The sequence below is a fragment of the Mycobacterium paraense genome (assembly GCF_002101815.1).
GTDB classification, from domain to species: Bacteria; Actinomycetota; Actinomycetes; order Mycobacteriales; family Mycobacteriaceae; genus Mycobacterium; species Mycobacterium paraense.
Genome location: NZ_LQPM01000018.1, coordinates 1 through 13,618 on the forward strand (window position 1 = coordinate 1; position 13,618 = coordinate 13,618).

The following is a 13,618-nucleotide window of genomic DNA, read 5'->3' on the forward strand; positions in this document are numbered from 1 at the left end:
GGGCCGCCCGGGGGCGGCGGCGGGGCCAGCAGCGGGATCGTGATCGGCGGCAGACCGGGGATCTCGACGACCTGCGATCCGACCACCGGTGGCGCGCCCTCGGGCGGTGGCGGCGGCGCCGGCGGGATGCCGTTGCTGACCTGGATCGTGATGATCGAGCCCGGGATCGTCGCGCCGCTGGGCGTCGTTCCGACCACCTCGCCGGCCTTCGCGCTGCTGTTGACCGAGTTGGTTTGGTCGGCGACCTGGAAGCCGGCCTCCTTGAGGCGCTGGCGGGCCATGTCGACATCCATCCCGGTGACGGCGGGGACACGGGAACCGGGGGAGCCATCGACGTAGCGCGGGTCGGTCGGCGGCAACGCCACCGGCCCGAAGTTGGTGGCGATCGGCTTCATCGCGGTGAACCAGGTGCGCGCCGGCTCGTTACCGCCGTACAGGTCACCCTCGCCGCAGTGGCGCAGCGGGGAGGAGCACAGGTCGGTCGGGTTGGGGGAGTCGTCGTAGATGTAGTTGGCGGCCGCGTAGTGGCTCGTGAAGCCCACGAAAGCGGACGACCTGTGCGCCTCGGTGGTGCCCGTCTTGGCGGACACCGGCAGGTCCCAGCCCGCCGCGCCGGCCGAACCGGCCGCGGTGCCGCCGCCCACCGCGTCCTTGCTCATCGCGTTGGCCATCGTGTTGGCCAGCCCCTCGGGCACCACCTGATCGCAGGTCTCGGTGGTCACCGCGACCTCGTTGCCGTTGCGGTCGATCAGCTTGTCGATCGGGTTGGGCGGGCACCACACCCCGCCGGAGGCCAGGGTGGCCGCGACGTTGGACAGCTCCAGGGCGTTCACCTCGATCGGGCCGAGGGTGAACGAGCCGATGTTCTGCCGCTTGACGAAGTCGGCCAGGCTCTCGTTGCTGTCGCGGTTGTAGTCGCGAGCGGTGCCGGGGTCGGCGTAGGACCGCAGCCCGAGCTTGATCGCCATGTCCACGGTCCGGGTGACGCCGACCTGCTGGATCAGCTTTGCGAACGCGGTGTTGGGCGAGGTGGCCAGCGCGTCGGTCACGTTCATCGAGCCCCGGTAGTTGCCGGCGTTGACCACGCACCAGGTGTCCTTGGGGCAGCCCTTGGCGCCGCCGCTGCCCATGCCCTTGGCCTGGAAGCGGCCCGGAACCTCGAGCGTGGCGTTGATGCCCATGCCCATGTCCAGCGCGGCGGCCGTGGTGAAGATCTTGAAGACCGACCCGGCGCCGTCGCCGACCAGCGAGAACGGTTGCGGTCGCATGGTTTGGCCGGCGTCGAGGTCCAGGCCGTAGGTGCGGTTGCTGGCCATCGCCATGACGTGGTGGGAGGTCTTGCCCGGCTCGATCACGCTCATCACGCTCGAGATGCCCGGCAGGGTGGGGCTGGCGAACTTGTCGATGGAGGCCTTGACGGGGATCTGCACGTCCGGATCCAGCGTCGTGCGGATCAGGTAGCCGCCCCGGGCCACCTGTTCCTTACTGATCCCCGCGCGCGAGAGGTACTCCTGGACGTAGTCGCAGAAAAAGGCGCGGTCGCCGGCGGCGATGCAGCCGCGGGGCAGCTCATTGGGCTGCGGCAGCACGCCCAGCGGTGTGGCCTTGGCCGCCCGCAGGGCGTCGGCCTCCTGCGGCAGGTTCTCGATCATCGTGTCCAGGACCAGGTTCCGCCGGGCCAGGGCGCCGTCGGGGTTGGTGTACGGATTCAGCGCGCTGGTCGACTGCACCATGCCCGCCAGCAGCGCCGCCTGCTGCCAGTTCAGGTCGGAGGCGTTGATGCCGAAGTAGGTCTGCGCCGCGTCCTGCACGCCGAACGAGCCGTTGCCGAACGAGACCAGATTGAGGTACCGGGTCAAGATCTCGGGCTTGGTGAACGTCTTGTCCAGCGTGAGCGCCATCCGGATCTCGCGCAGCTTGCGCGCCGGGGTGGTTTCGACGGCCGCGCGTTTCTCGGCGTCGGTCTGGGCGGTCACCAGCAGTTGGTAGTTCTTCACGTACTGCTGTTCGATGGTCGAGCCGCCGCGGGTGTCGACGTCGCCGGAGGCGTAGCCGGCCAGCCCGGTCAGGGTGCCCTTCCAGTCCACGCCGTTGTGGTCGGCGAACCGCTTGTCCTCGATCGAGACGATCGCCAGCTTCATGGTGTTGGCGATCTTGTCGGTGGGCACCTCGAACCGGCGCTGCGAATACAGCCAGGCGATGACGTTGCCCTTCTTGTCGACCATCGTCGACACGGCGGGCACCTCACCCTGCAGCAGCTGCGCCGACCCGTTGGCGACCACTTCGGAGGCCCGGTTGGACATCAGCCCGACGCCGCCGGCGAGCGGAAACATCAGCGCCGTGGCCACGACGCTGGCCAATAAGCAGCACCCCGCGAGCTTGAGAATCGTGAGCACGGCCGGGGGGCGGTCTGACATGCGTACAAGGGTAGCGGCCCCTGATCAGGTAGCCACGCCATGAGATGACCAAAGCCTCTCGCCTGCGGTGACCAGCGAACTTATGCTCGGGATTGGCAAAAAATTTGCGCCGCCGTCACTGCTCATCCACCGAGGTGAAGTGCGAGGTCGGCCCGGCGGGCTTATGCTTTCCGGCAAGACTGCACGCGCGTCCCAAAAAAAGCGTTATCAGACTGTTGCGCAATTGCCACCTGACCACCTAACTTAGACACACGGTGAGATTCAGATAACACCGAATCGCATGGTGTGGCGTAGATCGCAAGCAGGGTCTGCACCCGAGGAGGGCGGCCGCGACGAGCGGTCGGAAGGAAGGGAACAGCTCGTGTCAGGTTCACGGCCGGCCGCGCGTAGAACAAACATTGCGGCTGCACAGGGGGTACTGCGCAGTGTTGACGCGGAAGATCGGATCGCCTGGGTCTCAAAAGCGCTGTGCCGGACCACTGACCCCGACGAACTGTTTGTTCGCGGCGCCGCCCAGCGCAAGGCGGCGGTGATCTGCCGGCATTGCCCGGTGATGCAGGAGTGCGGCGCCGACGCGTTGGACAACAAGGTCGAGTTCGGCGTGTGGGGCGGCATGACCGAGCGCCAGCGCAGGGCTCTGCTCAAGCAGCACCCCGAGGTCATCTCCTGGTCGGACTTCTTCGAAAAGCGCCGCGGCCGCACCGCCGGCTGACCCCGCCATTATTACGACGCGGTTGCGCAACGGGACGGCCTAACCCGTCCAATAGTTTTGAAAATAACGGTTTTCATAATTACGCTATTGTTACAGCCTTCGTCCGCCCCTTCGGCTGGACCATGTCCAATAGCTGACTAACGTGTGTCGAATACGAGCTGGCTTGTGCCTAATACGATTTCGGCAGCAACGAAATCAGTCTTTCCGGGTAAGGCTGGCCCGTGTCCAATAGGCTGCATCGGCTCCTTACTGGCGTGTGACAAATAGAATCGGCTGCTCGGCGGCGCCGTCAACGACAATTGGCGAGCGTGAAGTGCGCAGCGCATTTTCGGCGTGTGTCGGCCTGAATTTCAACGCCCGCAGCAACTGCTGCGGGTTTCGTTAGTGCCCCGCGGCGCGGGCCGCCTCGTCACCGGCGGCGGTGATCTGGTCGGCGAGCGCCCGCAGCGCATCCAGGTCCGAAACGTCGAACGGCAGCGACGGAACCCCGATGACCGGCACGTGCGGGTGGGCTCCGGTGAACCGGGAAAGGAGCCTGACCTCGCGTTTCGCTGTTTGCGCGCGGTCCGCGTGAATCCTGAGCACCGCGGCGGCCAGCGCGGCGGCCTCGGAATCCGAGGCGTCCAGGGTCTCGCTGCCGTCGATGGCCCGTTCCACCGGCAGGGAACACAGGGTCGGGTGCGTGCGGTTCAAGACGAGGCCGGCCAGCGGCATGGCCTCCTGCGACAGTCGGTCGACGAAGAAGGCCGCCTCGCGCAGCGCGTCCGGCTCGGCGGCCGACACCACCACAAACTGAGTGCCGCGCCTTTTCAGCAGCGCGTAGGTGCGGTCGGCCTTTTCCCGGAAGCCGCCAAAGGTCGCGTCCAGCGATTGCACGAACGCGGCCGCGTCGCCCAGCATCTGCGAGCCGAGCACCGTCGACAGCGCCTTCATCGCCAAACCCATTGCGCCGGTGACCAATCTGCCGATGCCCCGGCCGGGGGCGAGCAGCAGCCGCCACAATCGGCTATCCATGAAACTGCCCAATCGCTTGGGCGCGTCCAAGAAATCGAGCGCGTTGCGCGACGGGGGAGTATCCACCACCACCAGGTCCCAGCGGTCCTCGCCCAGCAGTTGGCCGAGCTTTTCCATCGCCATGTATTCCTGCGTGCCGGCCAGTGAGGTCGCGACCGTCTGATAGAACTGGTTGTCCAAGATCGCTTGTGCCCGACCGGGTCCCGAGTATTGGACCACCATTTCGTCGAACGTGCGGCGCATGTCGAGCATCATCGCGTGCAGCTCGCCGGGCACCTCGGGCGCCAGCGGCACCCGTTGCGGCGTATTGCCCAGGTCGTTGACTCCGAGCGCCTGCGCCAGCCGCTTGGCCGGGTCGATCGTCAAAACGCAGACGGTGCGGCCGTATTCGGCCGCGCGCAGCGCCATGGCCGCCGCGGTAGTGGTCTTGCCGACGCCGCCGGCGCCGCAGCACACGACCACCCGGTTCGCCCGGTCGGCCAGGATCGCCGCCATATCAAGGGTTGTCGGCACGGTACTCATCGAACTCCCTGCTGCGCAAGCGATTCGGAAAGCTCATACAGGCTGCCGAGGTCGACGCCGTCGGAAATCGCGGGCAGTTCCAGCCGCGGCACCTTCAACGCGTCGAGCTGCTGCGCGGTCTCGGCGCGTGCGGTGATCCGGGTCGCATGCTCGATGGTTTCGGTCAGCAGGCCGGCGAAGTCGGCGTCGTTGAGCTTGATTCCGGCCAGCTCCAGGCCGGCCCGCACCGAGTCCGCGTCCACGTCGCCCTCGGCGGCCTTGGCCAGGTCGCGCGGCTCCAGGAACGAGGGGATGTTGCGGTTCACGATCACGCTGCCGATCGGCAGTTCCATCTCGGCGAGCTCCTCGATGGCTTCGAGCGTTTCCTGGACGGGCAGCGCTTCGAGCAGCGTGACCAGATGGATCGCGGTCTGGTCGGAGTGCAGCAGCTTCACCACACCCTCGGCCTGCGAGAAGACGGGGCCGCCCTTGGCCAGGTCCTTCACCGCCTTGGTGACGTCGAGGAAGCGGGCGATGCGGCCCGTCGGCGGGGCGTCGACGACGACCGCGTCGTAGACGGGGTTCTTGGATCCCTTGTTCAGGCGCACCACCGACTCCTTGATCTTGCCGGTGAGCAGCACGTCGCGCAGGCCCGGCGCGATCGTCGTCGCGAACTCGATGGCGCCGATGCGGCGCATCGCCCGGCCCGCGATCCCGAGGTTGTAGAACATGTCCAGGTACTCCAGGAACGCGGCCTCGATGTCGATCGCCAGCGCGTTGACCTCGCCGCCCCGCTCGGCGGTGGCGATCTTGAGTTCCTGATAGGGCAGCGGCGGAACGTCGAAAAGTTGCGCAATCCCTTGGCGGCCTTCGACTTCGACGAGCAGGACCTTGCGGCCGCCCGCCGCCAGCGTCAGTGCCAGCGCGGCCGCGACCGTCGACTTACCGGTTCCGCCCTTGCCGGTCACGAAATGCAAGCGGGCCTTCGACAGGCGCGAGGGCCAGCCGACGGAATTGCCGCCGCTAGGAGTGGATGCCACCATCGCATGCTAGCCCGGCCGCCGCAGGGCGCTTGGGCAGGCCAGAGCCGTTGAGCGCCGACCGATAAGCTCGCGTCATGAGCCAACCCACCGCATGGGAATACGTCACGGTCCCCCTGCTCACGCACGCGACCAAACAGATCCTCGACCAGTGGGGCGCCGATGGCTGGGAGCTGGTGTCCGTACTGCCCGGGCCCACCGGTGAACAGCACGTCGCGTATCTGAAGCGCCCCAAATAGAGATGAGTGCTTCCGCCCGGCTGGAGCAGCTCGGGGTCACACTCCCGGGGGTCGCTGCGCCGCTGGCCTCGTACGTGCCGGCGGTGCGAACCGGCAACCTGGTCTATACCTCGGGTCAGTTGCCGATGGAGGCCGGACACCTGGCGGGGACCGGCAAGGTCGGCGCCGAGGTCAGCCCCGAACGGGGCAAGGCGCTCGCGCGGATCTGCGCCCTGAACGCGCTCGCCGCGGTGAATTCGGTGGTGGGCATCGACGCCGTCACCCGGGTGGTCAAGGTGGTCGGGTTCGTCGCGTCGGCTCCGGGTTTCAACGGCCAGCCCAGCGTCGTCAACGGCGCGTCCGATCTGCTCGCCGAGGTGTTCGGTGACGCCGGTGCGCACGCGCGTTCGGCGGTCGGCGTCTCCGAGCTGCCGCTGGACGCGCCGGTTGAGGTGGAGCTGATCGTGGAGGTCGGCGCGGGCCCGTGACCGAGGTTGCCGAGTCGCTGACCCATCCCGCATACGGCAGGTTGCGGGCGGTCACCGACACTGTCTCGGTCCTGTTGGCCGACAACCCCGGCCTGCTGACGCTGGAGGGCACCAACACCTGGGTGCTGCGCGGCCCGGGCAGCGACGAGCTGGTCGTCGTGGATCCCGGCCCGGAGGACGACGCGCACATCGAACGGGTCGCCGCCGCCGGCCGCATCTCGTTGGTGCTGATCAGTCACCGGCACGGCGACCACACCGACGGCATCGACAAGCTGGTCGAACGCACGGGAGCGACCGTCCGGTCGGCGGGCAGCGGGTTTCTGCGTGGCCTCGGCGGTCACCTGACCGATGGTGAAGTGATCGATGCGGCGGGCCTGAAGATCAAGGTGATGGCGACGCCCGGCCACACCGCCGACTCCCTGTCGTTCGTCCTCGACGACGCCGTCCTCACGGCGGACACGGTGCTGGGCCGCGGCACCACCGTCATCGACAAGGAGGACGGCAGCCTGGCCGACTACCTGGAGTCGCTGCGGCGGCTACGCGGCCTGGGTAGGCGCAGGGTCCTGCCCGGGCACGGCCCGGATCTGCCCAGTCTGGAGGCCGTCGCGGCCGGCTACCTGACGCACCGGCAGGAACGCCTGGAGCAGGTGCGCGCGGCGTTGCGGGACCTCGGCGAGGAGGCCACCGCGCGCCAGGTCGTCGAACACGTCTACGTCGACGTCGACGAGAAACTCTGGGACGCGGCCGAGTGGTCGGTGCAGGCGCAGCTGGCTTACCTGCGTCGAGACTGAAATCTTGCAGGGGAAGTACGAGTAGGGGCCTGCGAAATTACAGGCTCGACGCCACTGGGATCACCGAGCGCGCCTGGCCAGCCTCTCGGAGTCCGAGATCAGCACGCTCTTGCCCTCCAGCCGGATCCAGCCGCGGTGGGCGAAATCGGCCAAAGCCTTGTTCACCGTCTCCCGGGACGCGCCCACCAGCTGGGCGATCTCCTCCTGGGTCAGGTCGTGGGTGACCCGCATCGCGCCGCCCTCCTGGGTGCCGAAGCGCTGCGCCAGCTGCAGCAGCTGCTTGGCCACCCGGCCGGGCACGTCGGTGAAAATGAGGTCGGCCAGGTTGTTGTTGGTCCGCCGCAGCCGCCGGGCCAACACCCGCAGCAACTGCTCGGCGATCTCCGGCCGGTCGGCGATCCACGCCCGCAACGCGTCGCGGTCCATCGACACCGCCCGCACCTCGGTAATCGTGGTGGCGCTGGACGTCCGCGGCCCCGGGTCAAAGATCGACAATTCACCGAACATGTCGGACGGGCCCATGATCGTCAGCAGATTTTCCCGGCCGTCGGGCGAACGCCGCCCGATTTTGACCTTCCCCGAGACGATGATGTACAGCCGGTCCCCGGGCTCCCCCTCGGCGAAAACCGTGTGCCCGCGCGGGAAGTCGACGGGTTGCAACTGCTTGGTCAGCGCGGTGACCGCGCCGGGCTCAACCCCTTGGAAGATTCCGGCCCTTGCCAGGATCTCGTCCACGTTGCCTCTTCAGCTTTCCGATTATGTGTACGGGCAGGCCGACCCTGCTCGTGTGACGTAAGTCTAGAGGTAAGCGAATTGTGTCCAACGTGCCACGCTACACACGATTGACGTGTCGAGTCCCCCTAAATTGCGGATTGACATGCGAATGGGCTCCCGCTCGCGTCGGTAATCCGGGCTCGTCGCGGTTGCTGAAGGTGATGGCAAACTCCGGCGCGGCGTGGCGCGGGCCCGGCGGGGGCGACTCGGCCAGCCGCAGCGCCTGGCGCCGATGCAGGTATTCCAGCGCCTCGGGCATGCCCTCGCGTGCCAGCGTGTGGACGTCGACGGCCTCCGCATGATCGAGGAAGTCGTCGACATCATGAGTCGTGACGGTGTCGTGGGCGAGGTCGGATTCCAGCCGCCCCAGACCGAGCGCCACGAGCATTAGCAGCCCGGGGACGCACGCCACCAGCAACCATGACACAAGGAGAGTAAACATGGCTTAGGTCTCAGCCAGATCACGAAATCAGTACTCTGTCGTAGGTGACAGCGGCGAAGGCATCCGGGCGCTCGAAGTCGACTCCGACCACGCAAGACGGTGCCGTCAACGGCGCCCGCAAGGCATCGGACAGCCCCGAGAGCCGGGTTGGTCTGGTGCGCCGGGCGCGGAGGATGAATCGCGCACTGGCGCAAGCGTTTCCCGACGCGCACTGCGAACTGGATTTCACCACGCCGCTGGAGCTGACGGTGGCGACGATCCTGTCGGCGCAGAGCACCGACAAACGGGTCAACCTGACGACGCCTGCGCTGTTCAAGCGGTACCGCACGGCGCTGGATTATGCGCAGGCCGACCGCGACGAACTCGAGAATCTCATCCGTCCCACCGGCTTCTTCCGCAACAAGGCTTCCTCTCTCATCGGGCTCGGGCAGGCCCTGGTCGAACGATTCGACGGCGAGGTGCCGTCGACCATGGCGGAGCTGGTCACGCTGCCCGGCGTGGGGCGTAAAACCGCCAACGTCATCCTGGGAAACGCCTTCGGCATCCCGGGAATCACCGTCGACACCCACTTCTCGCGGCTGGTACAGAGGTGGCGCTGGACGGCCGAGAAGGACCCGGTCAAGATCGAGCATGCGGTCGGGGAACTGATCGAGCGCCGGGAGTGGACCATGCTGAGCCACCGGGTGATCTTCCACGGCCGCCGCGTCTGCCACGCCCGCAAACCGGCATGCGGGGCCTGCATCCTGGCCAAGGACTGCCCGTCGTTCGGCCTCGGGCCGACCGAACCGCTGCTCGCCGCGCCCCTGGTGCAGGGTCCGGAGACCGAGCACTTGCTGTCCCTGGTCGGCCTCTAATACCGGGGCCGGAGACGTTGACCCGGACGACCCGCTGGACCATCGCGATCCTGGCGGTGGTGGCGGCGTTGGTGGTGGCCCTGGTGGCCCAGTTGCACGACGGTTCCCCGCAAGCGGGCGGTCCCCCCGTCGGGCCCAACCAGCCGCCGGCCCCCCGGGAACACCGCGACGCCGACACCGCCGCCGCACTGGCGGGTCCCCGGCAGCGCGCGAACCTGCCGCCGTGCCCTGCCGCCGGGGGCGGCCCCGGCCCCGAGGCGCTGCGCGGCATCACGGTGGAGTGCGCCGCCGACGGCTCGCCCGTCGACGTGGCCCCCGCGCTGGCCGGACACCGGGTGGTCCTCAACCTGTGGGCCTATTGGTGCGGGCCCTGCGCCGCCGAGCTTCCCGCGATGGCCGAGTACCAACGGCGGGTCGGGCCCGACGCGATGGTCGTGACGGTCCACCAGGACGAGAACGAGACGGCCGCATTACTGCGGTTGGCGGAGTTGGGTGTTCGGCTCCCGACGCTGCAGGACGGTCGTCGTCGGGTCGCCGCTGCGCTGCGTGTGGTAAATGTGATGCCTGCGACGGTCGTCCTCCGGCCGGACGGTAGCGTTGCGAAAATGCTGCCGCGGCCTTTTGCCAACGCCGACGAGATCGCGGCTGCCGTCGGGAATGACGCGGGTTGAGGCCGAGGGAGGTGCCGGTGAGCGCTGGGGGTACGCCCCCGCCTAACGGGGACCCAACCCATGGGCGGGCATCGGTTCCGCTCAGGCCCGACGCGTCACCACCCTGGCTGCGCCCGCTGGTCGACAACGTGGGCCAGATCCCCGAGGCGTACCGGCATCGGCTGCCGGCCGGCGTGCTGGCGATGGTGACCGCGGCCAAGGCCGCGTCGTCGATGGAATCGTTACTCGGCGTCGATCGTGAGGCGGCCGTTCTCGTGTTGTTCTCGGGTCCGCAGTCCGGGCCGGCCGGCGGTGGTCTCCCCGACGAGGCCGATCTGTTGCTGACCGTCCGCGCCTCGACGCTGCGCCACCACGCCGGCCAGGCCGCCTTTCCCGGCGGCGCGTCCGATCCCACCGACGACGGTCCGGTGGCCACCGCCCTGCGCGAGGCCTACGAAGAAACCGGGATCGACGTCAGCCGGCTGCATCCCCTCGCCACCATGGAGCGGACGTTCATCGCGCCGTCACGGTTCCACGTCATCCCGGTGCTGGCCTACTCGCCGGACCCGGGGCCGGTGGCCGTCATGGACGAGACCGAAACGGCGATCGTGTCGCGAGTTCCGGTGCGCGCCTTCATCAATCCCGAGAACCGGCTGATGGTCTACCGCGGCAACCTCGGCCGCCGTTGGGCCGGGCCGGCGTTTCTGCTGAACCAGATGCTGGTCTGGGGATTCACGGGCCAGGTGATCTCCGCGGTGCTCGACGTCGCCGGCTGGGCCCAGCCCTGGGACACCTGCGACATCCGCGAGTTGGACGAGGCGATGGTGCTGGTCGGCAACGAGGGTGGGCGTCGTCGATGAACATGAACTCGATGACCCCGTCGCAGTGGCTGGACATCGCCGTCCTGGCGGTCGCGTTCATCGCGGCCATTTCGGGTTGGCGCTCGGGCGCGCTGGGCTCCCTGCTGTCGTTCGTCGGCGTCCTGCTGGGCGCCATCGCCGGCGTGCTGCTGGCCCCCCACATCGTCAGCCACATCGCCGCGCCCCGCGCGAAACTGTTCACCGCGCTGTTTTTGATACTCGCGCTGGTCGTCGTCGGCGAGGTCGCCGGCGTGGTGCTCGGCCGCGCCGTTCGGGGTGCAATCCGCAGCCGCACAATACGATTGGTCGACTCGGTCATCGGGGTGGGCGTCCAGCTCGTCGTGGTGCTGACCGCGGCGTGGTTGTTGGCGACGCCGCTGACCCAGTCCAAGGACCAGCCCGAACTTGCTTCCGCGGTCAAGGGCTCGCGGGTCCTCGCCCAGGTCAATGAGCTGGCGCCGCCCTGGCTGAAGACGGTGCCCAAGCGGCTTTCGGCGCTGCTGAACACCTCCGGGCTGCCCGCGGTGCTCGAGCCGTTCAGCCGCACGCCGGTCATCCCGGTCGCCTCACCGGACCCCGCCCTGGCCAGCAACCCGGTGGTGACCAGCACCGCGCCCAGCGTCGTCAAGGTGCGCAGCCTGGCGCCGAGCTGCCAAAAAGTGTTGGAGGGCAGCGGATTCGTGATCGCCCCCGACCGCGTGATGACCAATGCGCACGTGGTGGCCGGGTCCAACAGCGTTCAGATCTACGCCAGCGGCAACCCGCTGGACGCCACCGTGGTGTCCTATGACCCGTCGGTCGACATCGCGATCCTGGCCGTCCCGAACCTGTCGGCCCCGCCGTTGGCCTTCGCCCAGGGCGAGGCGAAGAGCGGGGAAAGCGTTGTGGTGCTTGGCTATCCGGGCGGCGGCAACTTCACCGCGACTCCGGCCCGGATTCGCGAGGCCATCAGGCTCAGCGGCCCCGACATCTACCGGGATCCGGCGCCGGTCACCCGCGATGTCTACACGATCAGAGCCAGTGTGGAGCAGGGCAATTCGGGTGGACCGTTGATCGACCTCAACGGCCACGTGCTCGGGGTGGTGTTCGGAGCGGCCGTCGACGACCCCGACACGGGGTTCGTGCTGACGGCCGACGAGGTGGCCTCCCAGCTTTCCAAGATCGGTGAGACCCAACAGGTGACCACCGGCTCCTGCGTCAGCTGATGCGGGGCCCGTGCACCTGCTCGAGGAACTTCATCAGGTGCCGATTGATTTCCTCCGGCGCCTCCTCGTGGCTGAAATGCCCTGCGCCCGTGACGGATAGATAACGGCCCTGGGGCGCGTAGCGCTGGGTGTGATCGACGGGGTCGGCCAGCACGTACGGATCGGCGTCACCGCGTAGGTGCAGCAACGGCATACCGAGCTGTTGGCTCATCGACCGCATGAACCGCCGGCCTTCGCCGCGTAGCTGGCTGCGCACCGCCCAGCGCTGGTACTCCAGCGCGCAGTGCGCGGCACCGGGAATCTGGATCGCGGTCCGCAGGTAACCGATGGTCTGTGAGAAATCTTCGGAGGCAAGCCATTTGGCGCAGCTGCGGCTCCGGACCAGGCGCTCGATCTCCGCCGCGTCGTCGCGGGTCAACACCCGTTCCGGCCACAGGGGCAGCTGGTAGGCCAGCAACGTCGGCAGCAGCGCGTAACCCTGATCGCGGCGCATCAGCGTGGATCGCCGCAGCGCGGCGGGGTGCGGGGAGCTGATCAGGGCGATGGCGCGCACCAGCCGCGAATGCAGCAGCGCGGTCGCCCAGCAGGCCAGCCCGCCGTCGGCGTGGCCGACCAGGGTCGCCGAGGAGTGCCCCAGCGCACGGATCAGCCCGGCCGCGTCACCGGCGAGCGTCCAGCCGTCGTAACCGCGGGGCGGCTTGTCGCTGCCGCCGTAGCCGCGCAGGTCGACCGCCACCACCCGCGCCCCGGTCAGCCCGCGCAGCTGATGACGCCAGGACCACCAGAACGACCCGAACCCGTGCAGCAGCATCACCAGCGGCCGCGCCGTCGCCGGCTCGGAGGGCGGAACCGCCGGATCCTGTCCGTCCGGCAAGGCTTCGACGACGTGGAATCGGATGCCGTTGGCGTGCACGTCCAGGTGGCGCCACGGCCCGTCGATGCGGGTGACCGACGGATCTGGTGCCGGCATCTACCAACCCGAGGGATCCGTGGGTTTTTCGTGCCGACCGCCGGAGGATTCGGGAAGCTGCTTGGCCTCGGCGGCGGCCTTGTCGTGGCCCGGCGTCAGCGCCGTGCGCGTCTCCCTGACCGATTCGATCGTTTCCCGCGGCCCGCGGATGCGGCGGACCTTGAGGAAGCCCAGCAGCCCCAGCGCGGCCCCGACCACCACCATGATCCCGAACACGATCAGGTACGACACCCAGCGCCACAGCCAGGTGTCGAGGAGTTCGGCGAGGAAGAAGAAGAAAAAGAACGTGGAGTAGAACAGCACCACCAAAGCGGCGATGAAATAGACGCTGCCCGTCAGGCCCTTCTTGACGTCGCGGGTGATCTCCGAGCGGGCCAGTTCGACCTCGGCGCGCACCAGCGTGGACACCTGGGCCGAGGCGTCTTTGATGAGGTCGCCGATCGACGGCTCGGCGGGCCTGGCGTGCGGGTCGGCCAACGGAATCGTGGTCAGCGTGCTGGGCACACCGTTGTTGCGATCGTCTTTGCTCACAGACCCGTCCTCTCGGTTCTCTCGTCGCGGTTTATGTTGCCATGCGGTGCCGGGCCAGACGAGGGCAGCTGAAGGCCGGGGGCGGGGCTTCCAGACAGCGAATTCGACGGCGGGGAGGTACAGTGAGCGATCCCCTTGAGCGGGAAAGGAA

The 13,618-nt window shown here is 68.2% G+C and carries 15 protein-coding genes; 8 read left to right on the forward strand and 7 right to left on the reverse strand.

Features of this window, described 5'->3' with window-relative positions:
• Nucleotides 1-2,417, reverse strand: a 2,417-nt coding sequence (gene ponA2, locus AWB89_RS15670) for a transglycosylase/D,D-transpeptidase PonA2 (protein WP_085243738.1), incomplete at its 3' end; no start/stop codon positions are given.
• A 361-nt stretch (nucleotides 2,418-2,778) separates the two neighbouring features.
• Between ponA2 and AWB89_RS15675 the strand changes: the two genes are divergently transcribed.
• On the forward strand, nucleotides 2,779-3,129 hold the full coding sequence (locus AWB89_RS15675) for a WhiB family transcriptional regulator (protein WP_085103424.1): 351 nt from the start codon (nucleotides 2,779-2,781) through the stop codon (nucleotides 3,127-3,129).
• A gap of 381 nt (nucleotides 3,130-3,510) precedes the next feature.
• On the opposite strand, the gene bagB is transcribed toward AWB89_RS15675, so the two are convergent.
• Nucleotides 3,511-4,665, reverse strand: a complete 1,155-nt coding sequence (bagB, locus tag AWB89_RS15680; RefSeq protein WP_085174888.1) for an ATPase BagB — start codon at nucleotides 4,663-4,665, stop codon at nucleotides 3,511-3,513.
• Nucleotides 4,662-5,687 (reverse strand): ATPase BagA, encoded by a 1,026-nt coding sequence (gene bagA, locus AWB89_RS15685; protein WP_085174890.1) that lies wholly within the window; start codon nucleotides 5,685-5,687, stop codon nucleotides 4,662-4,664. Before bagA ends, bagB begins: the two co-directional genes overlap by 4 nt.
• Before the next feature lie 74 nt (nucleotides 5,688-5,761).
• Between bagA and AWB89_RS27020 the strand changes: the two genes are divergently transcribed.
• The 3 genes from AWB89_RS27020 to AWB89_RS15695 are packed head-to-tail and all read left to right on the forward strand — an operon-like array spanning nucleotide 5,762 to nucleotide 7,181.
• A complete protein-coding gene (locus AWB89_RS27020; RefSeq protein ID WP_007166633.1) occupies nucleotides 5,762-5,923 on the forward strand; it encodes a Sp36 family protein in 162 nt (53 codons plus the stop codon).
• A 2-nt stretch (nucleotides 5,924-5,925) separates the two neighbouring features.
• On the forward strand, nucleotides 5,926-6,390 hold the full coding sequence (locus tag AWB89_RS15690) for a RidA family protein (RefSeq protein ID WP_085174892.1): 465 nt from the start codon (nucleotides 5,926-5,928) through the stop codon (nucleotides 6,388-6,390).
• Nucleotides 6,387-7,181, forward strand: coding sequence for an MBL fold metallo-hydrolase (locus AWB89_RS15695; protein ID WP_085174894.1), 795 nt, complete (start codon nucleotides 6,387-6,389; stop codon nucleotides 7,179-7,181). Before AWB89_RS15690 ends, AWB89_RS15695 begins: the two co-directional genes overlap by 4 nt.
• Before the next feature lie 60 nt (nucleotides 7,182-7,241).
• Here the strand turns inward: AWB89_RS15695 and crp are convergent, their stop codons facing one another.
• Both crp and AWB89_RS15705 read right to left on the reverse strand, forming a co-directional pair.
• A complete protein-coding gene (crp, locus tag AWB89_RS15700; protein ID WP_036465140.1) occupies nucleotides 7,242-7,916 on the reverse strand; it encodes a cAMP-activated global transcriptional regulator CRP in 675 nt (224 codons plus the stop codon).
• Between the two features lie 97 nt (nucleotides 7,917-8,013).
• Entirely contained in the window at nucleotides 8,014-8,397 is a 384-nt protein-coding gene (locus AWB89_RS15705; RefSeq protein ID WP_085174896.1) for a hypothetical protein, read from the reverse strand.
• Between the two features lie 173 nt (nucleotides 8,398-8,570).
• Here AWB89_RS15705 and nth point away from each other — a divergent pair, with 173 nt between their 5' ends.
• Genes nth through marP form a run of 4 tightly spaced genes read left to right on the forward strand, consistent with a single transcriptional unit; the run spans nucleotide 8,571 to nucleotide 11,966 of the window.
• The gene (nth, locus tag AWB89_RS15710; protein WP_162293319.1) at nucleotides 8,571-9,251 is read left to right on the forward strand and encodes an endonuclease III; all 681 of its coding nucleotides are present in this window, start codon (nucleotides 8,571-8,573) and stop codon (nucleotides 9,249-9,251) included.
• 17 nt (nucleotides 9,252-9,268) lie between these two features.
• Nucleotides 9,269-9,922, forward strand: a complete 654-nt coding sequence (locus tag AWB89_RS15715; RefSeq protein ID WP_085174898.1) for a TlpA family protein disulfide reductase — start codon at nucleotides 9,269-9,271, stop codon at nucleotides 9,920-9,922.
• A 17-nt stretch (nucleotides 9,923-9,939) separates the two neighbouring features.
• Complete coding sequence (locus tag AWB89_RS15720; protein ID WP_085103440.1) at nucleotides 9,940-10,761, forward strand: NUDIX hydrolase; 822 nt, start codon at nucleotides 9,940-9,942, stop codon at nucleotides 10,759-10,761.
• 11 nt (nucleotides 10,762-10,772) lie between these two features.
• Nucleotides 10,773-11,966, forward strand: coding sequence for an acid resistance serine protease MarP (marP, locus tag AWB89_RS15725; RefSeq protein ID WP_142282549.1), 1,194 nt, complete (start codon nucleotides 10,773-10,775; stop codon nucleotides 11,964-11,966).
• On the opposite strand, the gene AWB89_RS15730 is transcribed toward marP, so the two are convergent.
• Complete coding sequence (locus tag AWB89_RS15730) at nucleotides 11,959-12,936, reverse strand: alpha/beta fold hydrolase (protein ID WP_085174902.1); 978 nt, start codon at nucleotides 12,934-12,936, stop codon at nucleotides 11,959-11,961. The genes marP and AWB89_RS15730 overlap by 8 nt on opposite strands.
• The gene (locus AWB89_RS15735; protein WP_085174904.1) at nucleotides 12,937-13,467 is read right to left on the reverse strand and encodes a phage holin family protein; all 531 of its coding nucleotides are present in this window, start codon (nucleotides 13,465-13,467) and stop codon (nucleotides 12,937-12,939) included. It lies immediately after the preceding gene.
• Nucleotides 13,468-13,618 lie beyond the last annotated feature (151 nt).